This window comes from Vespertiliibacter pulmonis, assembly GCF_013377275.1.
Taxonomy (GTDB): Bacteria; Pseudomonadota; Gammaproteobacteria; order Enterobacterales; family Pasteurellaceae; genus Vespertiliibacter; species Vespertiliibacter pulmonis.
In genome coordinates this window covers 1-19,956 of sequence record NZ_CP016615.1, presented here as the reverse complement: position 1 = coordinate 19,956, position 19,956 = coordinate 1, and the positions used below count along the sequence as shown (strand labels likewise).

The window sequence follows — 19,956 nt, the reverse complement described above, 5'->3', positions numbered from 1 at the left end:
CCATAACATTAGGCGGTTTTCTTTTGTCTAAATTTTGGATAGAATAAAAGCAGTTTGGTATGAGGGTTGGATCATTGGGGAGATAATAAGTGAAACCTGTATTCTATCGTTGGTTTTATAGGATTTGGGCATATTTTTTACTTCCTATAAATTTTTTGGGGTTGATGTATGTTATTTATGAAGGTGGAAGAGGTGATATAAAATTTCATTTATTTTTAGCACTTATTTTCTTTATTATTTATTTAACTGTTATAAAAAACAAAATAGCATTTTGGATTAATTTTTTATCTATATTCTTTCTGAGTGCTGCAATAATACAATTTCTTCCTCAAATTATAGTATATAAAATGAAGTATTTCTCATTAAATTATTTCCATTCATATAAAGAAATAAAAGATTTTTCTAGCATTGTGGGTTTTGTTTTTTTACTATTATTTTGGTATCTCTGGACTGGAACAGAGAATATTTTTTTGAGTTATAAAGTTCTAAAACCAACGTGGTATGCAAAAAATAACAAGGTAAATCTTACTAATTTATATGATAGGATTAAAGCAATGAAATGCTCTGAAATATTAATAAACCCAATAGTGATTAGTGTTCTTATCGTTATTATTGGTGTAATTATAGCTATTTGGTATTATAGATATTCAGATCCTTATAATCAATGTCAGAGAGAGCTGCGGGCAATGAAACCCAATGCAACTAACATTTACATAATACAGAGCTGTAATAAAATTATGAGAGGTAAATAGATAAATTTTAAGTCCCTATATTTAGGGGCTTTATTTCAATATATTCAGTCGCACATTGTTTTGCTTGTGTTGTTGATGGCATTTTAAATGAAGCCACTACGCCAAATTACTTTTCCAATAATCTCAATGCGTTGATGAGATATTTCAAATGATTGATACATATTATTGGATGCATAGATAATAAAGTTATTTTTATCTCCTACAGCGATATGTCTAGTATAGACATTATCATCGGTCATAACTAAAAAAATATCTTTATTAAAACAGTTATCATTCATGTCATACGTTGTGTTTACAATAAGCGTATCTCCATGTTGTAGTATAGGCTCCATTGAATTACCTTGATATTTATAAGCAAGGAAATTAGAAGGGCTGACATTATTTGGTAATAGAGTATTTGGGATATATAAAAATTCATCTTCATCGAATTCTGTTAGGTAGAATGGAATTTTAGTTAGGTAAACCTCTTCTTGTGTTAAAGACTCAATGAGTGTGGTTAGGTCAATTTTAAGCAGTTCAGCGATTCGCTTTGCTGTCTCAATACGTGGCTTTGCAAGTCCTTTTTCATATTTAGAAATGAGCGTAGGGCTAGTATTCGTTCTCTCGGCAACGTCTTTCTGTGTATAACCTAATTCAGTCCGCTTTTGCTTAAATAGAATTTTAAATGGTAAAGTTTCTTCTTTTTTCATAAAAATCACTTGTAATAAACTTTTAACTTGTATAATATCACTCTTGTTCATTAGATGAACAAGTTTTATAAGCTGATATTATCACAATTTTATAAAGAGGACAAAATTATGAATATCCAAGAAAGAAAACACGTTTCTGCTCAATTACCAATAGAATTGGTTGAATGGGTTAAAGCGAAGGGAAAAGAAAACTACCGCAGTTTTACAAAAGAATTACAGTATTTATTGGAAGAGAGCATGCAAAAGGACCAAGCTAATACTCAATAATGGAAAAGCCTCACCAGCGGCAACTGTTGAGGCTTAGAATGAAAAATCCAACCTTAGAAAGGAAATTTCTATGAATAATCATACTATACAAACTCAAAAAACTCAAATTCAGGCTGAATTTTCAACTTTCAAATTTGATAAAAGTGAAATTCGTACTTTAGTTATCAATAGGGAGCCTTGGTTTGTCGCTAGGGATCTCTGTGATGCTCTTGGTTTAAGTAACTCAAGAATGTCCTTACTAGCCTTAGATGATGATGAGAAGGGAGTAAGTTTAATTTACACCCATGGCGGACAGCAAGAAATGAGCATAGTTTCCGAAAGTGGAATGTACACTTTGATCTTACGTTGCCGTGATGCAGTTAAAAAAGGTTCTATCCCACACAGTTTTAGAAAATGGGTAACAGCAGAAGTTTTACCAACAATTCGCAAAACAGGCAAATATGAAAATAAAACCACAGTAGATGAAAGAACGGGGTTACGAGATGCCGTAAATATGCTTGTAAGTAAAAAAGGGCTAATTTATTCTGAAGCCTATCATTTAGTACATCAGCGTTTTAATGTGCAATCAATCGAAGAACTTACATCAGAGCAGTTGCCAATGGCAGTAGAGTATGTTCATAAACTTTGTTTAGAAGGTGAGTTGATTATTGATGAACCTAAACAACTAAATAATTGCACGATAAAAGAAGAAGAAGCATTGCATATTATCGTTAATCTCTTTCATTCTCTTAATGGAGCTTACGATATGGGTGAAAAGATACGGAATAACGCTCCACATATCGGACGAGAAATTGACAAAGAGCTAGGAGGTTATCATATCTACAACTTGAACGAACCTACTCACCAAGCTTTGGCAAAAGCTCGCAAATACATTCAAGCCAAAAGCGAACGAATTATGTTCGTCAAAGGAATGTTGAGCTTACTTGAAGAACCAAAACGAATTGCAAATTAAATAGATTAACCCACCGCTTGTAGCGAAAGTTACAGGCGGTTTTTTTATACCTAAAATAAGGAGAATTATGGCAAACCCCTATGAAAAAGAAATTGAAGAACTACGAGATAAATCAGATAAAGAGAGTAATAAACAAGCCCTCTATCAAAAGTATAAATCGCTTTACAATCCTTATTCTACTAAACAGCAAGATGACTTTGTTAAAGAGTTGATCAACCAGTTTGGAGAATATATTTAGAAAGCTCATTACTTGTACTTACATTATTTGAATGAGGAGATTTAATTATGGCAGATGAAGGACTAATTGCAGCGGCAGGAACAGTCGCAGCAGGTGCTGCTATTCTGTATGCAACAGCAGGTGAAGTTGATTGTAACAAAATAAAAGAGGAGATTGAGAAACTTCCAGCGTCTAAGGAAAAATTAACAGATGCTTCTGCAAAAGCAAGAGCATTGGCCATGTCCGATTATGCGTGTAAATACTTTAATGCGGTGAAAGAAAATGCTCGTATGAATATGATAATCGCACTAATTCAACAGGCTGCTTCATTTTACATTGCCGATAAACAGCACGATATTGCTAAACAAGCACAACGTCGTTTTGATGAAATATGGCATAACCAACGAGATAAAGCCGATAAATTATTTGATCATTGGGAGCAGAATGGAAAACCAGTTGAAGCAAGCATGTTGGCAGATTTGAGTTCAAGGCAGTATGTCGTAGATTATGAAACGGCAAAAAATCGAGCTATTGTCAATGCACGCAGTGAATTTGCTCGAGCAAGAGATAAAGTACGCCGTGAAAGTAATATTCATTGTGTTGGGGCAACTCGCACGGCATTACGCCAGTTGCAAATTGCAGAAGCAAAAGCAGCAGTGCTAGCTACTAATTCAGCTATTCGTTTTGAAGAAGAACGTAAACATCAACGTGAATCACAATATCGTGAAGAGTCCTTTAAGTGGGCTTCATTAATTCAAGGTGCATTAACTGGAAGCAGTAATGCAATTAGAACAGCACAGCAAGCAGCTGCAGCAGCAGGAAGTATCAATCCTTATGAAGGGTGGAGTAATTCCGTATCGAGTTTAAGTGCTATTGGAGGTGCATTAGGAAATATGAATGGAGCTACATTTGGGGCATTAAATGCGGGCGTATCAGGAATGTCATCAGCAGGATTTTGGGGAAGTGCTTAAGGAGGCAAAATGAGACCAATTCAAATTGATCGCAAGGTCGCAAAAACAACATTTCAAATTGAAAATTGTAGTAATACAAAAGAGGCAACAATTGAAATCACTCGAGTAGGCGGGGGAGATACGATTATTTATCCCGCTTTTGAAATGGACGCAAATACCGTTACGTTTATGTGGGATAACGCATTGTATAGGGCAAGAGAAGGACGGTATCAAGGCATTATTCGTATTGATGGCTGTAAACCTTTTTGTGTACCCATTCATATAGGTTGTGCGTGCAATATGGGGAACAATGAAAATGGTTACTTTACTTCTAATGAATGTTTGGGGTGTTAAATGAAATACAAATGGTTAAATGGTTATTCAACTAGTTTAAGTGGAAAACTAAATGCAACAGATGGTATCTTGCCTATCACAAATGCGAGAGAGCTTGCCGAAAAGTTGGGGGAAGATCACACTTACTTGGTAATCAATGACGGAACAGGAGCAGAAATAGTTAAAGCCTATGCTTTTGGTAATGAAGTCAAAATTGAGCGTGGGAAAGATGGTTCATCAGCCAAAGCATTCCCGATGGGAAGTTGTGTAAAGTGGGAATTTACTCAATCAGCTTTTAACGATTTAGGTTGCCCGAGCAACGAAAACAGTGAGTGCTGTAAATGTTGCGAGCATTGATTTATTGTTAAAAATTCAGTATGATTCTTCTAAGTAAAAGCTGGTCGATGAAATAAGAGTTTAAAAATACTTGATACCAAATTTGCACCATATAAGTGATAAAGCATTGATTTACAATGTATTAAGTTGCTCGCCCAGAGCACCATTAAAATAAACGCTAATCGAAAGGTTAGCGTTTTTTATTTGTCTAAAGCCTTGTGAGACAAGGGATTTCCTAATATATATGGTTTTATAACCATTGTTTTTCTATATAGTTGTTTGTTGTTAATCTATTCTATTTTATTCTTTTTTATTCTAGTTTATACTTTGAGTGCACCAAAATTGCACCACAAAGTGCACCATTAAAGGAGATAAAAAGAATGGCAACGATTACTAAACGGGGTGAAAAATGGCGAGTTCATATCCGAAAGAAAGGGATTGTGAAAACAGCAACGTTTTCTACTAAAACTGAAGCAAGTCGTTGGGCTCAATCTATTGAATCGCAGATTGATGCAGGGGAATATAGCCCTGTTCCTCAAATGACCTTTGCAGAGCTGATAAATAAATATGTAGAAGAAGTAACAATACATAAAGGTGGAGCAAGGCCTGAAGCATTGCGATTAAATCGGATTGCTAAGACGCCATTAGGTTCAGTTTATCTTGCTGAATTAAGTAAGCAAGATTTTGAGAAATGGCAAGAACAACGTCTATCAGAAGTTTCTGTTTTGAGTGTATTGAGAGAACGAGTGAGCTTGTCTGCTGTTATTTCTCAAGCTATTAAATGGGAGTTTTTGAAGAATAACCCGTTATCTCTTGTTGATAAACCGAAAGAGCCACCAGCACGAACTCGCCGTTATTCTCAAGATGAAATTGACCGTTTGATCTTCGTTTCAGGATTTGATTTTGAGATTGAGCCAGTAACGTTAATTAGTCGAGTAGGTGCTTCCGTTCTGTTTGCTATTGAAACAGCAATGCGTGCTGGGGAAATTTGTAATATGAGATGGGAAGATGTGAATTTTACAAGTGCAACTGTTTTATTGCCAAAAACCAAAAATGGATTTGCAAGAACCGTTCCTTTATCTTCCTTTGCATTAAAAATTTTGAAACATCTTGAAAAAGTGAAAGTAGATGATGGTAGTGTTTTTCAAATGAAGTCGGCATCTCATGATGCGGTTTTTCGTAAGATGAAAGCATTGGCAGGTCTTGATGAAGCAGATTTACATTTTCATGATACTCGCCGAGAAGCATTATCTCGCCTTGCAAAAAAAGTAGATGTGATGACTTTGGCAAAAATTAGTGGGCATAGGGATATTAAAATTCTACTTAATACTTATTATGCCCCAGATATGCAAGAAGTGGCGAGTTTACTTGGTTAAGCACGATTTTTCTTCTTTTTGTATTTCGTAAAGAAGGTGATTACTTCTTCTCTTACGAATAATCGTTTTGCTTTTCCCCCATCTTTCCCTTGAATATCAACGGGTGCAGGAAATCTAGGGTCGGAAACAATATTTGTGTAAGTATGATTATAAGATAATCCGCAATAGTCAGCGACATCGTGAATATCCCATAATCCTTTTTCTACTTTAGGATTTTCTAACATTGATTGCACTTCACAGATTTTGTGGAAGAGCAGTTCGGGTGTAATAGAAAGTTGAGTTTTTTCCATAATTTCTCTCCAAAAAATAAACCCTAGCGTGGGCTAGGGTATAGTCAAATAAAAAACCGCCTGTAACTTTCGCTACAAGCGGTGGGTTTCATTGTCGGTTGAAGTCGTCGAAGTCATCTAATTCGTAAAAATAGCGGTATTACACCGCTATTCTTGTATCTATTTCATTGAAAGAGCTTTATGTTCTATTCATTACAATGCTTTCTACAACACTCTTATTTACACTCTAATAAATTAATAAGATCTTCTACAAGATAAACTATTTTGGTAGAAGGATTATCCGTAGAACCTCTTTGAGCTGATTCATTTGCTTTTTTGGCATTTGTTATTGCAAATGATGTAGAACCTTTTATCATATCAAAAATATTAACATTTTTCTCATAATGGGGAATATATTTTTTTAATTCACTAATAACACTATCAGCTGCAGACTTTCTATGTGTCGCAACATAAGGTCTTGTTGTATAAGAGAAATGTAATAAAATCCAATATTCAAAACAAGGAATAGATGTAATAGCAAAAAATGTGTTTTTAGGTGCTAGGCTTTCTAAGGTTTTGATTGCGGGCTTGTAATTGGCATGTTGATCTTTATCAAAAACACAATACACTCTATCAAAAGAGTTTCTTTCGTTTTTAGCTTCCCTGTATCGTATCTTAGCATGATTTACAATACTTATAGGGTCTGAACCTGACGAGTTACAAATTTCTATATTTGCAGTATGTAACTGATATTCTTCTCTCAATGCCTTGAAGTATAAAGGCTCTGTTTTGGAACCTTCACATACAATTAAAACTCGGTCATAAGGTTTTTTTGTTCCTATTTTTCGTTGCTTTTGTTTTAACGTCTGGGATTTTCTTTTTTTATGCAAATCATCACTTCCCATTATTTTACTCCCATAAATGTACTAATAAAGGGTAATGCGCCATATTTACCTGAAAGATAGCCTAATTCTAAATTCTCTTTCCCTTTTTTAGGGCTAAAATCTGATAATGGATATAATACTGATGAATGTTCTTTTGAGCGTTCACAAAACCAAATTTGATCTCTACGAAAAATATATTGAGTTAAAATAGACGTTTCATGCGTAGTAAAAATTAATTGAGCATTTTTAGGATTGCTTTCTTGATTATGAAATAGCTCAACTAGAAACTGAACAAGTTTAGGATGTAGATTCACATTCAATTCATCAATACACAACACATAACCATTTTCTAGAACATCTAAGATTGGACCTGCAAAACCAAAAAATTTTTGAGTACCATCTGATTCATCATGGAAATTTAATGGAACTAGATCTCCATTATTGTCAACATGAATAGTCTCTAACCTTAATTTTTTTTTACCTTTAAGGCTTTGGGTTAAAAAATCTTTTAATGGTTCTAGCATATCGGCGGGTAATTCAGAAACATTAAATTCAGTTTTTTCAACCTTGATGTCTGAAATATGAAAATCTGCAGTTTTTAGAAATTTTAGAATATCATTTTTCCTATTATCTTCACATAAATTTGCGGTAAACATAGGATCAAATCCACCCGAGCTAGCAAAGCGCAAGGTATCATTAAACCAATCAAAAATAGGCCTTAATTGTTCATTGTTTAATTGCACTGCAGTTGCTAAGAATAAAGCATTTTCTCTTGTTGATTGAGCCCACATTTGCTTTGAACCTAATAAGAATGAGCCAAATCTCCAATCGTATGATTTGTTTTGTTTATTCCAACTTCTCTCAAACCATTTTTGAGCGTGATTTTTAGGATATACAAATAGCCATTCATCATAAATTTGGGTTGTTGAAGCACTAAAACCATATTGATAACGTACGTTATCAACAATAAATGTAACTTCAAATTCTGTTGGTTGGTTGATTGTACAATTATTCAACTTAAACGGAACAACAGGAAGTTTATCTCCACGCTGATAATTTGCTGTGACCATAAGTTTCATCGTCAATAATGCCTTTAGAAAATTAGATTTTCCACTAGCATTAGCACCATAGATGGCTGCAGTTTTTAGTAAACTAAAGTTCGAGTTATCACTAATGCTAAAAGTATTACTAGGTAGCTCACTACTTTTACTTTTAATTAAACTAAAGGTTTGCAATTCATTAAATGAACGGAAATTTTTCGTACTAAAGTCAATAAGCATAGCAAGTCCTTTTTTAATGTTATTTTTGGAAATTATTTCCAAAAATAACATTAAAGATAGATTTCTTCAAGGGTATCAATCATTTTCTCTTTGGAAATAAGTAAAATAGCAATGTTTGTTTACTATTTTTGTATTCATTGCTAATATACTTCTCTACGACTAACTTCCGTCCCTGTAATCTGGACATGCTGACGGAACTCATTTAATTTGCGCACCTAGTCAAGTACTTCTCTATTAGCTATAATTTTAACTTTTTACGGCTTCTAGTTACACAAAGTTTACCTGCTAATGCCTTTCCTAAATTAAATGGTTTCATCTTTTCTCTCCGTAACATTCAATCGTCCGCCTAATGTTGCATAGCCTGCAATATCTCGCCAATGATCGGGTTCAAAGGCATTACCTTCTAAAATACGAGTGATTTTCCCCATTATCATTGTTAATGCGTAGCGGTGTGAGACGTTTAAATTTTCTTCGTGGTTTTTGACTATTTCCATTAAGGAATCAAAAATAATAGCGCCTTGATAAAAATCACCGTGTGTTTTTTCTCGTTCTGATAAGGTTTCGTTAATGTTCATTTTCACTTTCCTTTCTGATTTGTGATCAATTCAACAGCAATTTCACTGGCTTTAATTTGGTTATTGGCAATTTCAAGGTCTTTTTCTAATCGCTGAATGAGCTTGGTTTTATGATTGCTTTCATCAATCAGTTGAGCGATGTGTTCATTGGCATTCACAATGTCTTGACCTTGTGCATTGCAAAGCGAGATGTAGTATTTTAGTTGCCGCCGTAGGGTAAAGGGGTTATAGGGGAGTTTCATATAGTCTCCTTAATACCGTGAAATTCAATAGTAAGTTTGTCGATCAAATCGGCTAATTCGTGAGTCATTAAGAAAAAGTCCGCATCAAATCGTTGTGCTATATCTTCTTTGAGAATATCGTCATTTTTCTCAAGAATATCATCAGCGAATTTAATACGAGAGAGTGAGCCATCTTCCTTAAGAACAAAAGATAAATGGTTTTCCCAGTCTAACGCTAATTTAGTGATATATTTTCCCGCTTCGAGATGGTTGGTAATTTCATCACTTTCTAAATCTTGTCGTTTACAGCGGATCACGCTTTCATCATTAAATGATTTCAGTTCTGCTTCTTCAAGTAATGTGAGCCATTGAGGCAGATCGTTGTGTGTGATCCATTCGGTTATTACTTCAAGCGGTAGTTTAATGAAAGAAAGTGGTACAACAGGCAGTGAGCCGAGCGTTTTCCGCAATAAAGCAAGCGTATCTTCGGCACGTTTAGATGAGCTGGTATCAATAAAAATTAGCTGGCGTTTAATGTCAATCCAGATTGCAGTAAATAGATGTTTGCTAAAAGCACGGGGAAGTAGGGTTGTTACTACATCGTTTTTAATTGCTTGCTTTTCTGTTTTGCGTAATTTCCGTTCTTCTTTCTTTTCAAGGGCTTCAATGCGAGTGTTCGTTTCTTTTTGGATAACCTCGGCGGGAATAATTTTTTCTTCTTTGTGTGCCACAAGTAAAAGCTGATTATTTGATTCAAAATGTAATTGATCACTGGTTATGAGTGGCGAATCCCAACCAAATTTACTCCAATCTAAGGGCTGGCAATCAGAGAATTTGGATTGTTGCAATGCGTTTTCAATATTTGAGAAATCAATTGCAGATGTTAAGCGGTAGATAATGATATTTTTGAACCAGAACATATTTAGTCTCCGATAATAAGGTAATAAAAAAGCCACTAGGTGGCTTTGTAGGCGTTTAATGTTTCGTTAATTCCGCAATCAGTTCATCATAGTAATCTTGAGCTGCCTGAACTCGCTCTTGAATACGTTGTATCATTTTGTCATCACGTTTAATCGTAATGGTGGTGATACGCTGTGATTGTGGGATTTGTTCAACGAGATCAATGTATCGTTCACTGTCTTCATAGGGCGAAAGTAAATCAAAAGGGGTGGGTAAGAGAACAAAGTCTATTTGAGCTTGCTCGCATTCCCATAGCCACATATAGCCTTGCATTTGAATATCGTAGCCCTGTTTTTTGGCTTTTTCTTCGGCTTCATCACGAAAGAACGGGTGTGATCCAATATCCCACGAGCATTTTGTATCAATAATCAGCTTGCGAGTTGGCACATAAATATCGCATTCGCCACTGATAAAGTCATTTTCTCGCCGTTCGGTATTCTTTTTGAGAGCGAGCCCTCGAGTTAATCCACTGAGTTTGATCGCTTGGTCTTCAAGTTGATTGCCTTTTTGGGTCTGTTTATTCCCTTCAAACGATTGATAGCCAAACAAATCTAACTTTATTTTGTCACGCACGGCAGATTTAGCTGTATTAGTGAGTTTGCCCGCTTCTTTATCGGCTTTTGATTTAGGTTCACCAATAAATTGAGACAGTGATGAACACCTTGCTTTGAGTTTGAATAGGTTATTCATTTGCTACTCCAAAGCCTGTACAGCAAAAACCATATTAAAATGCTTGTTTTGATCAATTAAGTCGCAAGATCTGCCTTTCTCTACAATGTCGAAACTGTTCCATTTATCTTTTGTAGCTGAGTATTCTAACGCTTGCCTAATCGCATTTTTATTTCTAAATACCGTTATACTTTGTAGGCTTTCGATATGATCGATCCAGTCTTGATCGTAATAGTCGGAATAGATGTAATATATTTTCATTATTTAACCTCTAATTTCTCCAATTCTTCGTATTGTTCTGGTGAGAACTCAAAACCACTATCACACAGGTCTTGTAATGTGGTTTCGCCATTGATGATGTTTTGTTTGCATTTCTGAAATACTTCATCGCTTACGATAGTTGAAAACTCTGCTTCAAAAATATCATTATCTTTTGAGTGCTGATTCTCAGTCATTTGTTTTTTATCGACTTCATTTTCTATTTCAACTGCTCTTGCTATTTGTTCTTGCATAGGCATTTTACTCAATACATATTTAGTTGCCTTACCCATATACATTTCCAAATTCCACAATGAGTAAGGAGAATAGCTCCCTTTTTTCTTGCTTGGGCTGACCCCCGCAATTTGCTGAATTTTTCCAATACTCACAAATTTATGAGAAATCTCACCGTCTTCTTTAGTAGAAACCAGTACGCCTTTAAGGTGTGATTCAACCCATTCTGGCAAATGATCTTGTTGAGCATCTAAATTTGGAATATGTTTGATTGTAGTATCAAACCCATCACTTGAGATTTCAAATTCATCACAATCATAGATTGGGGTAACATTCAATCGAATACCTGCACGTTTGGCTAATAATTGCCAGCCTTTATAGCCTATTTGGAATTCGGCATCTTTTTGATAACGAACGATATAAGCTAGTCCCATATTTTTATTGAGTGATAAATCCAATTCAGCTGCCTGCAATCCTGATTTCACAATACTGGCTGGTGAGCAGGTTGAAAGAGAACCGTCTAAAGCAATATTAATGAGAGTTGCAGAAAATTTTTCCATCTTTGCACTATCACCAAGCAACTGCATAATTCGTGTTTGGGTAGCCTTCCCATTGATCAGTGCTTTTATTGTTGATTGACGTGTTACAGCAGGTTTATTTTCCTCTTTATTTTGTTGTTGATTATTCATAACCATTCCTTTTACGAGTTTAAGCAGTTAATTCATTGCTTGTTAGTTAAATAACTGTGGAAATCTTGCTTTGGCTTCTTCTTTCAAGGCATTTTCAAAGGCTTCTGTGCCTGTTAATGCGTAGTAGAAATCACCAAAGCCGTTATTTTCTAATAGGCTTTCGAGTTCATCAGAGAGAGCAATTTCAGCTTCGTGTTGTTGATCTTGCTTATCGTAATGTGCTTCAATTTCTATCCGTCTTTGTTCATTGAGGCAGTCAGGCATTTTGTTGCTCCTTAACATAACGAGGTATGTTTACGTTCTTTTGGTTGTTGTGGTAATCCACTCGTTGATTGAGGTAGGTAATGCAGTTTAATTCGCTCATATAGCCTGTTTTTCCGCCGACTTTTTCAATTTCTTTGCCATCAAGGTAGATATATCCCCAGAACATTCCATTTTTGCCTTTGATTACTTTGGTTTTAGCTTGGGGCAGAGTTGCGTTGGTTTGTGGTTTCATTGTGCCACCTCACACTGTTTTTGGCGTTGTTCATATTCCACACTGCGGTAAATGTGCAAGAAAGGGTCTTTGCAGGGGTTGTAGGGTGGTTCGATATAGCTATCATCGAAGTAGCTTTCGGGTGTTGCGATGGGCTGTTCTTCGATGGGGCTAGATTTTGCTTGGGTGAGTGTTGTGCCAACTACTAGGCAGAAAGCAATGATAAATAAGGCGCTGAGAAGTATGTTTTTCATTTTGTGTTCCTTTTTTAGTCGATTTAGTGAATTTAGGGTGCAAAAATCCCCCGCTGGTGAACTGTTCGGAAAAACCGAACAATTCAAGCGGTCGGATTTGGGGAAATTTAGCGTCTAGTTAGTCTTGGACGTTGTGGATTTCCGCTATTGAAATTGCGGATTTTGGGTAGCACTCGGGAAAGGCTTGTGTCTTCCCACGGGGTTACGTTGAGTGTTTGGCTCAGGTTGAGCAATATTTTTCTTGCTCGCTCGATTGAGAACTTATATTCCGTTGCGTGGCTTTCTGCGGTAGGTGCAAAATGTGAGCCAATTGATCGAAGTGCGGGGGCAAGGTTGTCAATTAAATCACGCTCTTTTTCTGCGATAAACCAAAGCCAGAGTAGGGTAGAAATTTCGTCTTGAGTTAATTCAAACGTGAATTTCTTTTCTTCCACAAGCGGTAGGTTAGGTTGTGAATTTTGTACATTGCCGACTTCTTTATCGAGAATATCAAGTACCCAGCGTCTGAACTCTTTTGCGACTTTGGTGTGTGAGAGCATTCCGATAAGGTGGCAGCCACGCAATGAGAAGATACGGACTTTTTGCATTCCGCCTGCGGTTTGCATTTCGACAAGTTGTGTCATACAAGGGGTAAATTCATCTTGGTGGCGATCATAAAGGTTTTTAACAGACTTAAATGGATCTGAATAACCTAATGCTTTTCCAATTTCTGTAACAGTTAGCCAAATTTGATTTTGCTGATTAATAGCCGAAAGTGTTTTATTTTGAAATGTTAATGTAGTCATTTTGACTGCTCCTAGTACAAGTTTTAAAACTCATCACTAGCCACTGCAATAACTGGTGATGAACTGATCAAGGTTTGCAGTGCCGTTGTACTAGGTAAACGGTGGATCTTTCGATCCCCTTAATCAGTTCATCATTGACTACTTATGAAGGGGGGTATCAATTTGATGTACCCCTTTAAAAGGTTTGATTTACTGATTTTCGGCTATAAAAAAAGCCACCATTTAGGCGACTAATTATCTCTACCGCCTAGTACTAATTCAGGGCTGCAAATCCCGACTTTCTGTTGAAAGTGAGATTATCTTAATCCGAAGTAGGGGCGGTGTCAAATAAAAAAAGCCCCATTGAATGCAACAGGGCTTGAGTGTGATTATCGGTAACTTTTATTTCCACCTGAGGTAATGCAGTAACGCCCACCTCTTGGGCCGTAACAATATCCATATCCGCAAGGGCAGCCACTACTGTAATAGATTTTGCGCTTTTTAGCGGTTTTTATTGGCTGATTTACCGATGCAGACTTTTGGATTTTATTCGCTTTAGGTGTCGAAGAATGGCGATGATTTGATTTCGGATTAGCATTCTTGACCGTTGTAGTCGCTTTATTTTTCGGTAGTTGATAGCTAGATTCTAATAATTGGCTTTCTAGTACGCCTTTTTTACCTATATCATCGCTGACTTCTTGTAATTTATTTTCTGCGAATAACAGATCTATTTTAACTTCTTGCCAAATAAATTTTAAAGAGTTAGGCAATAAATTTACGGTTAAAACGCTAGGCTTTCTTCCTGCAAATCCCTCAATTCTATGTTTCCCTGCAGGTAGATTTACTAAAATATAGGTTTGAGGACCTGTTCTCGCTATTCTCTTTTCATCAATATAGATATCCATACCGACATCACCGCCGAGTATTTCATTTCTATATATATACAGGTTTGATGTGCCATCACTAGGCACATTAAACATTTTAGCTACATAATCTTGTTGGCGAGGGGCTTTAGTCCCACCTGCACAACCAACCAATACTAATGCCAATAATCCAATTAATAATTTTTTCATTGAAAACCGCCCCCCAGAAGATACAAAAAAAGCCACTTAATTGTGGCTTATGACTTTCTGTTGAAAGTGGGGATAGTCTAGAACAAAGAGCAGTGGGTTGTCAATTAGATTTATATAAGTGGTTCAGTGTTATTGACCATATAATCGTAAAGGCAAAGTAATCGTCTATAGTCAGTGCTATCTTTATTTTGATATGTACTAAGATATTCTTTACATTCATTTAAGGAAATATTTCCTTGGAAAATTTCAAAGAATATAGCCCCTTCTTTAGCAGAAGGTACTATTTCATCACTATTAATAATATCTTGTATAGAATAGTTGCTGCTAATATGTTTTTCTTTAATTCTGTTTATATGTGATTTTAGTTTTTTGATTTGAATTTCTTTGTATTCTTCAACTTTATCTAATGTATGGGATATTTTATTAAATCCAAAAATAGGAAAGAAATCTCTAGATCTTATTTTTTGGTGATTTAATAAATTTATTAATGGAACATTTTCTTCTTCAATAATAGTAAAGTAGTTTTTCATCATTTCTGACAAGTTCTGATATTTATATTCAACTGTTTTAGTTGAACCAATAGCGAGAATTTTTTCATCATTTCTTAATGAGTCAATGTCCTCAGTAATACTTACCTTAATATTACCACCGCCACTAACTATTTCAGCCATTACATTTTGGACTTTTCTTATATCCATAGCGGTTACGGGTAATACTAAATGTGAGATGGCTTGGTAAATTTGAGCATAGTTATCTGTTTTTATTTTATTAATTCTAATAAGCTCATAGCCTTCTAGGTCAATATCATGTTCACACACTTCACTAGATTGAGAGCCTGCCTCATATTCTACAAGTAGGAAGTTATCTTTTATTTTTTTAGCTTGTTCTGAGTTTGGTTGAACATAAGTAAAAATGGTTTTTAACAGGGATTTAATATTGTTATCACCAATACTATAACCAATAAAAATAATAGGGTTATGAATAAACAATGATAATAATTGAGCTCGAATTAGTTCGTGTCTTTTATCAAAATTAGTATAATCTTCTTTCGTAATTATCATGCTTTCTGGCGCGGAAACGCAGCCGTGGATCTTATAAAGAGAACCATAAGGATTGCTTAATAGAATATTATTTCCAATTAGAGGGTTAAATTCAAATATATCTTCAATTAATTTATCATAATTTGTTGTAATAATTGAGCCTATGTTTTTTCTAGCTTTTTTAAGTAGTGAAATTTCTTCATTTAAACTTTGTTCATTTTTTTTATTGAGATTATTTAATATTTCAGCGATAAATATTTTTAACCTAGATACTGTTTTATTTTGTTTAGCTAGTTCAAAAAATTTATCATTTACACTTTTAAAGTCAGGGTGGTCTCTGTTTTGCTGAAGAAAATCTGTAAATCTTTTGTTCTAAGATAGAGGCTATTTGGTCAAAATTTTTATGGTTATGTTGTACTTTTAATTCCAGATACTTTTCATCGTTATTATCCATTTTTTCTGCAATATGTTGTAATAGTCCATCCCAACTAAATGAATTTTCTAGATAGCGTAAACTAAATCCTGTACCGATAAAAAGCACTGGGTGATTTTGATAATTTTTAATAAAGTCATCAATGTTCATTTTTCTTGTCTCGAGCATCATAAATTATCCTTAGTGTACCAGTTAGTTAAAGAGAGATCGATTACGATTTTTGATAAAAATCCCACATCTTAGGTGGGAGAGCGGAGTGTTTATACCATTCAGAACCGCACTCTCTTAGGTGAACAAAAACACTTAAAAACCTAAAGGGGGATAGAATGCGGTTTTGAATAGTGCCTATTTTTAAACGAGAATAGGCAAACTCGTCCTTGGGTTCACCACAACACACAAAGGAACTTGTCGTCTATTTTGTGTTGATGTATATTATTTATACCACAAACACAAAATAAGGAATGATGATGAAAACGGCGAAACGAGAAACATCAAAAGAACGGGCTCACGTCCCACCTAAACCAACGCCTAAACCCAAATGAGGATATATGAATGGAAATAGCAAACGAAGTGATTTAGTATTTAAACTATATTACAGCTATAATTTAGAACGTTTGTTTTACTGCCTTAACTCTCGTCTTAATAATCTCTTTACGATTATTCAATTATTACTTTTCATCCGCTATTATTGGTGATTTAAGCCGATACTCTTCAGATTTTAATCTTAACATTGCTATTGGTATTATTTTAGCCGTATTAAGTGCGTTATCTTTGTTTACCGTTTGGGTGAAAAAGCGGTCGCCTCACAAATTACAATGAACAGATATTCAGCGTTGATTCATCGTTATTCAATGATGAGTGATGATGAAATTTCTGAGGCGTTGTTAGAGATCAATTCGATTGATAACCCTATTACAGGCGTTCTTGTAGAGATTGCCTATAAGCGTTCGGCTATTCAGCTTGAATTACAAGATGATACCAAGCTCACTGTTACCAGAAATTTATTGCTAAATTTTGTGGCGAAAAGTTCTAATCTACGACCATCTTGATGATCTTTAAATCAATTCCCGACAGCCACAGGTTCTTTTTTCTTTTGCTCGAACGGTGTGGGGCGTTTTCTTGCCTTTATTGAAATTGTAGTTTGCTACATCAATTAAAGGCTTGGTTTTTACGGGAACACTACAAGCCCGTTCAACTTTAGATAAGGTGGATTTAGGCTTTCGGTTTTTTGCAAAACGCCGAACTTTTCGACCTGCTGCACCGAGTTCTCTCACCTCAGTTTTTTCACAGTATTTTTGCCCTGCTTGGCGTTGAATAATCATTGTCATTTCAGACTCCCTTTTATGCCATTCAAAACTGCACTTGCTAAAACTCGTCTTTCGCTAGTGATTAAGATTGAAAACAATCTCGCTCAGTGTTGATGTGATGTTGTTTGAATGCAGTTTTGAATAGTGCCTATTAAGGCAATAGCGTGTTTACCTCAGCCACCTCGTACACGTTTACGAACCATTAAGGCTTTAGGGTGTTATTCGTTTTGTTAAAGAACATTGCAGGGTTACTGCGTTTTGATGTGTGTATTAAACTACAAGTTGATAAACAAATCAACATAAAGTTTATATTAAAATTTATGTCTGTTTATTTATGTTGTTTAATTTGTTGATTTTCAAGGGAAATAAATTTTAGGAAAGGTGTTTGATTGGTTGTTTTTTGAGCTGGTGAAAATGGGGGAAGAGTAGAAGTAGTAAAAATCTATGAGAAATAGCCGCTTGTGGAAGGAAAAGTGTGAAAAATTAGGGGAATTTTCCCTTTTTCCCCTGGATGTTGTGTGGGCATGGTGGATTTTAGACAAAGAAAAACAGCCTGGGTGTTTTGATGATTACTCTGTTTTATTGAGATGGTTGAACAAGTCTTGTTCGTTATGAATAGAAACTCCAATTAAAGATTCTGAATCAATATGGCGAGCTAATCGTGTTTTCAACTTTTTAAGCTCTTTCTCTGACAAAAGATTTTCATTTTCTTGGATTTGTTTTTTTAAGCTTTTAATACTGTATTTGATATTTTTTCGCATTCTTAATATCGCAGGTGTTGTAAAGAATCGACCTACGACAAGTGATACCAACCAACTTAATATAGGCGTAAGTACTGGTGCAAAAAGAGTTGTAATTTCAGCAAATTCAGGGTAATTAGGTGTGATATAATAATGAATGATTAGAGATAGTATTGTTCCAATGCCTGCTGTGTAAGAGCTGTACTCCAACATTGAAAAAGGTTTAGCCACACTGCTATTTTCTGACATTTAGCAACCTCGTCTTTTTTAATAGCATCAATTTGGTCAATAATAGATGATTTCATTGAAATTTTGATTTGTTTTGTGCTTTGTAGTTTGCCATTATGGTAATGTACAATTTCAATAATATGCACTGGGTGTCGCCATTCATTCACATAGAAAGCGATAATTTTGATAAGGCGTGAGAAAATGGGGGTACATAAAATGACCCCTAAAAAGAGCATAATACTGTTGATATGCTCAAGGAATAAGTTACTGAGATTCCCCATGTTCTGAGACAAGCCTTCTTTCTGATCGTGCAAGATGATGCTTCACTTTGAGAATAGTGTAGCTCTCTTTTGTCTGTTCGCCAAATTGATTTACGGTTTTTTGTATAGTTACTGTGAAGAGATCTCCTTTTTGAAAGCTGGCAATGTCATTGTTGATCTTAGTAATAAAAGCTTCATCCATAATTTCAACAGGTATGTATTTATTTTGATAATACATTTCCCAACCTTTGTTTCCTCTAAAGCTAATTGTTGTAAGGGAAATTGTCGTATCAAATGGTGGTTCAGGCTCTTGATTTGAACTCGTCTCCATTTTTCTTACTATTTCGATCTGCGGTGCTTTCAGTAAGGTAAGTGATTTGCGAGTTTCTTTTCCTTCTGGTTTTTCTCCATCACCTTCAAAAATACGGAATGTTGGGTTAGGTTTTTCAAGAACGGGGGAGAGAAGTTGTTGAACAGTCTCACGAATTTCTTTATTCCCAAGTAATTTGGCTACATTTTTATCTTTTGTGATTTCTTGCCCATCGACACGCAAGGTAATGTTATCAGATTTATCTTTAGTGTGTACGGCGATTACAGTTTTACCTTTGGTCTCTTCAATTGCGTTAAATAGTGAGTCTTTAATTTTGGTAGCACCATATCCTATACCGATGTAAGGGAGAACATCAATTACTTGACTAGCCATATTGTAGTAATCAATCCCAAAAACGACTTCGAGTGATCTGCTTGCGCTGGGGTTTTTACGAAAACGCCGATACTTTTACGACGACCAGGGTTTAATAATCTATCGGATCTTTCAATTAGTTCTTGCATAGCTATGATTGCTTGCCCAAGTTCTTTGGTTGAGTTTATGTTCTTTCAGTTTAGGGTCGTTTGCATCATAAGAAATAGTAATATACTCCGTTCGAGTGATTTTACGTTCTCTCTTTTTACTCATTCTATCTTCCTTTTATAATTTGGTTATTTTCACCCAATAAAATTCAGCTTTTGGCTTTGGTGCTTAGCCACCACGCCAGACTTTTCTTCCGATAATTTGTAGATTTTCTAAATCTTCGTCATCAATGTTAATTGGTTCGTAATCCGTGTTAAAGCTGATTAATTGCAAGCCTTTCCCCGTTCGTATAACTTGCTTAATGTAGAAATTATTGTGGTAAATGAGGGCATATATTTCCCCATCTGCAATTTCAACATCAGTAATATCTACTATCACAGTATCCCAATCTTCTAAAACAGGGGTCATACTATGACCTCGAACATACATTGCCTTACAACTCTTCGGAGATAGACGTTTGGCTCTGAACCACGCTTCTCTAAATAATAGAGGTTCGTCTGATTTTCTTGGAATCCATTCAATCATTGGTTTACCTGTGCCTGCTGAGAGTTTTATGTCGTAGAGGTCAATTTCAATATGTGTATCGGAATAATCCATATCATCATCTATTGACTCTACATC

General features: G+C 35.3%; 30 protein-coding genes and 1 pseudogene. 9 read left to right on the top strand and 22 right to left on the bottom strand.

Annotation, left to right across the window (positions count from 1 at the left end; all coding sequences use genetic code 11):
• The first annotated feature begins 89 nt into the window (after positions 1–89).
• Positions 90–752, top strand: a complete 663-nt coding sequence (locus tag A6B43_RS00150) for a hypothetical protein (RefSeq protein ID WP_124210581.1) — start codon at positions 90–92, stop codon at positions 750–752.
• An 83-nt stretch (positions 753–835) separates the two neighbouring features.
• On the opposite strand, the gene A6B43_RS00145 is transcribed toward A6B43_RS00150, so the two are convergent.
• Positions 836–1,441, bottom strand: coding sequence for an XRE family transcriptional regulator (locus A6B43_RS00145; RefSeq protein WP_170152418.1), 606 nt, complete (start codon positions 1,439–1,441; stop codon positions 836–838).
• 108 nt (positions 1,442–1,549) lie between these two features.
• On the opposite strand from A6B43_RS00145, the gene A6B43_RS00140 reads away from it, so the two are divergent.
• The 7 genes from A6B43_RS00140 (at position 1,550) to A6B43_RS00110 (ending at position 5,872) form a co-directional block, all read left to right on the top strand.
• Entirely contained in the window at positions 1,550–1,708 is a 159-nt protein-coding gene (locus A6B43_RS00140; protein ID WP_170152417.1) for a hypothetical protein, read from the top strand.
• Positions 1,709–1,778: 70 nt separating this feature from the next.
• Positions 1,779–2,660, top strand: coding sequence for a BRO-N domain-containing protein (locus A6B43_RS00135; protein ID WP_237306904.1), 882 nt, complete (start codon positions 1,779–1,781; stop codon positions 2,658–2,660).
• 67 nt (positions 2,661–2,727) lie between these two features.
• Positions 2,728–2,898: a hypothetical protein gene (locus A6B43_RS00130; protein WP_170152416.1), complete on the top strand. Its 171-nt coding sequence runs from the start codon at positions 2,728–2,730 to the stop codon at positions 2,896–2,898.
• Between the two features lie 47 nt (positions 2,899–2,945).
• Positions 2,946–3,848: a hypothetical protein gene (locus tag A6B43_RS00125; protein ID WP_124210579.1), complete on the top strand. Its 903-nt coding sequence runs from the start codon at positions 2,946–2,948 to the stop codon at positions 3,846–3,848.
• A 9-nt stretch (positions 3,849–3,857) separates the two neighbouring features.
• Positions 3,858–4,181 (top strand): hypothetical protein, encoded by a 324-nt coding sequence (locus tag A6B43_RS00120; protein ID WP_124210578.1) that lies wholly within the window; start codon positions 3,858–3,860, stop codon positions 4,179–4,181.
• The gene (locus A6B43_RS00115) at positions 4,182–4,517 is read left to right on the top strand and encodes a hypothetical protein (protein WP_124210577.1); all 336 of its coding nucleotides are present in this window, start codon (positions 4,182–4,184) and stop codon (positions 4,515–4,517) included.
• Between the two features lie 359 nt (positions 4,518–4,876).
• Positions 4,877–5,872: a tyrosine-type recombinase/integrase gene (locus tag A6B43_RS00110; protein WP_124210641.1), complete on the top strand. Its 996-nt coding sequence runs from the start codon at positions 4,877–4,879 to the stop codon at positions 5,870–5,872.
• Here the strand turns inward: A6B43_RS00110 and A6B43_RS00105 are convergent.
• The 15 genes from A6B43_RS00105 to A6B43_RS08775 form a co-directional block, all read right to left on the bottom strand.
• Entirely contained in the window at positions 5,869–6,162 is a 294-nt protein-coding gene (locus A6B43_RS00105; protein WP_124210640.1) for a hypothetical protein, read from the bottom strand. The genes A6B43_RS00110 and A6B43_RS00105 overlap by 4 nt on opposite strands.
• Before the next feature lie 215 nt (positions 6,163–6,377).
• On the bottom strand, positions 6,378–7,046 hold the full coding sequence (locus A6B43_RS00100; protein WP_124210639.1) for an RloB family protein: 669 nt from the start codon (positions 7,044–7,046) through the stop codon (positions 6,378–6,380).
• Entirely contained in the window at positions 7,046–8,305 is a 1,260-nt protein-coding gene (locus tag A6B43_RS00095; protein ID WP_124211020.1) for an AAA family ATPase, read from the bottom strand. Before A6B43_RS00095 ends, A6B43_RS00100 begins: the two co-directional genes overlap by 1 nt.
• A gap of 302 nt (positions 8,306–8,607) precedes the next feature.
• Positions 8,608–8,880: a DUF6378 domain-containing protein gene (locus A6B43_RS00090; protein ID WP_124210638.1), complete on the bottom strand. Its 273-nt coding sequence runs from the start codon at positions 8,878–8,880 to the stop codon at positions 8,608–8,610.
• A 2-nt stretch (positions 8,881–8,882) separates the two neighbouring features.
• The gene (locus A6B43_RS00085) at positions 8,883–9,122 is read right to left on the bottom strand and encodes a hypothetical protein (protein WP_124210637.1); all 240 of its coding nucleotides are present in this window, start codon (positions 9,120–9,122) and stop codon (positions 8,883–8,885) included.
• Positions 9,119–10,021 (bottom strand): recombination-associated protein RdgC, encoded by a 903-nt coding sequence (rdgC, locus tag A6B43_RS00080; RefSeq protein WP_124210636.1) that lies wholly within the window; start codon positions 10,019–10,021, stop codon positions 9,119–9,121. Before rdgC ends, A6B43_RS00085 begins: the two co-directional genes overlap by 4 nt.
• Positions 10,022–10,076: 55 nt before the next feature.
• The gene (locus A6B43_RS00075) at positions 10,077–10,751 is read right to left on the bottom strand and encodes a translocation protein TolB precursor (protein WP_124210635.1); all 675 of its coding nucleotides are present in this window, start codon (positions 10,749–10,751) and stop codon (positions 10,077–10,079) included.
• A gap of 239 nt (positions 10,752–10,990) precedes the next feature.
• The gene (locus tag A6B43_RS00070; RefSeq protein WP_170152422.1) at positions 10,991–11,911 is read right to left on the bottom strand and encodes a recombinase RecT; all 921 of its coding nucleotides are present in this window, start codon (positions 11,909–11,911) and stop codon (positions 10,991–10,993) included.
• Positions 11,912–11,953: 42 nt separating this feature from the next.
• Positions 11,954–12,175, bottom strand: a complete 222-nt coding sequence (locus A6B43_RS00065; protein ID WP_124210633.1) for a hypothetical protein — start codon at positions 12,173–12,175, stop codon at positions 11,954–11,956.
• Positions 12,168–12,407 (bottom strand): hypothetical protein, encoded by a 240-nt coding sequence (locus A6B43_RS00060; RefSeq protein ID WP_124210632.1) that lies wholly within the window; start codon positions 12,405–12,407, stop codon positions 12,168–12,170. Before A6B43_RS00060 ends, A6B43_RS00065 begins: the two co-directional genes overlap by 8 nt.
• Positions 12,404–12,640 (bottom strand): hypothetical protein, encoded by a 237-nt coding sequence (locus A6B43_RS00055; RefSeq protein ID WP_124210631.1) that lies wholly within the window; start codon positions 12,638–12,640, stop codon positions 12,404–12,406. Before A6B43_RS00055 ends, A6B43_RS00060 begins: the two co-directional genes overlap by 4 nt.
• A gap of 107 nt (positions 12,641–12,747) precedes the next feature.
• Positions 12,748–13,425: a P22AR C-terminal domain-containing protein gene (locus A6B43_RS00050; protein ID WP_124210630.1), complete on the bottom strand. Its 678-nt coding sequence runs from the start codon at positions 13,423–13,425 to the stop codon at positions 12,748–12,750.
• A gap of 368 nt (positions 13,426–13,793) precedes the next feature.
• On the bottom strand, positions 13,794–14,477 hold the full coding sequence (locus A6B43_RS00045; protein WP_124210629.1) for a DUF2846 domain-containing protein: 684 nt from the start codon (positions 14,475–14,477) through the stop codon (positions 13,794–13,796).
• A 110-nt stretch (positions 14,478–14,587) separates the two neighbouring features.
• Positions 14,588–15,670: an SIR2 family NAD-dependent protein deacylase gene (locus A6B43_RS00040; protein ID WP_257792867.1), complete on the bottom strand. Its 1,083-nt coding sequence runs from the start codon at positions 15,668–15,670 to the stop codon at positions 14,588–14,590.
• A gap of 172 nt (positions 15,671–15,842) precedes the next feature.
• Positions 15,843–16,121: an SIR2 family protein gene (locus A6B43_RS08775; RefSeq protein WP_218061165.1), complete on the bottom strand. Its 279-nt coding sequence runs from the start codon at positions 16,119–16,121 to the stop codon at positions 15,843–15,845.
• A 644-nt stretch (positions 16,122–16,765) separates the two neighbouring features.
• Here A6B43_RS08775 and A6B43_RS00035 point away from each other — a divergent pair.
• Positions 16,766–16,999, top strand: a complete 234-nt coding sequence (locus A6B43_RS00035; protein ID WP_176672516.1) for a hypothetical protein — start codon at positions 16,766–16,768, stop codon at positions 16,997–16,999.
• 6 nt (positions 17,000–17,005) lie between these two features.
• Here A6B43_RS00035 and A6B43_RS00030 read toward each other — a convergent pair whose 3' ends face one another.
• The 6 genes and pseudogenes from A6B43_RS00030 to A6B43_RS00005 all read right to left on the bottom strand — a co-directional run bounded on the left by A6B43_RS00030 (position 17,006) and on the right by A6B43_RS00005 (position 19,932).
• Positions 17,006–17,278, bottom strand: coding sequence for a hypothetical protein (locus A6B43_RS00030; RefSeq protein WP_124210627.1), 273 nt, complete (start codon positions 17,276–17,278; stop codon positions 17,006–17,008).
• A 548-nt stretch (positions 17,279–17,826) separates the two neighbouring features.
• Complete coding sequence (locus tag A6B43_RS00025) at positions 17,827–18,246, bottom strand: hypothetical protein (RefSeq protein ID WP_124210626.1); 420 nt, start codon at positions 18,244–18,246, stop codon at positions 17,827–17,829.
• Entirely contained in the window at positions 18,159–18,461 is a 303-nt protein-coding gene (locus A6B43_RS00020) for a hypothetical protein (RefSeq protein ID WP_176672515.1), read from the bottom strand. Before A6B43_RS00020 ends, A6B43_RS00025 begins: the two co-directional genes overlap by 88 nt.
• A 28-nt stretch (positions 18,462–18,489) precedes the next feature.
• Positions 18,490–19,227 (bottom strand): annotated as a pseudogene (locus A6B43_RS00015) (LAPAL motif-containing putative phage structural protein); the annotation flags it as partial.
• 72 nt (positions 19,228–19,299) lie between these two features.
• On the bottom strand, positions 19,300–19,440 hold the full coding sequence (locus tag A6B43_RS00010) for a hypothetical protein (RefSeq protein WP_176672513.1): 141 nt from the start codon (positions 19,438–19,440) through the stop codon (positions 19,300–19,302).
• A 63-nt stretch (positions 19,441–19,503) separates the two neighbouring features.
• A complete protein-coding gene (locus A6B43_RS00005; RefSeq protein WP_257792866.1) occupies positions 19,504–19,932 on the bottom strand; it encodes a S24 family peptidase in 429 nt (142 codons plus the stop codon).
• Positions 19,933–19,956: the final 24 nt, after the last annotated feature.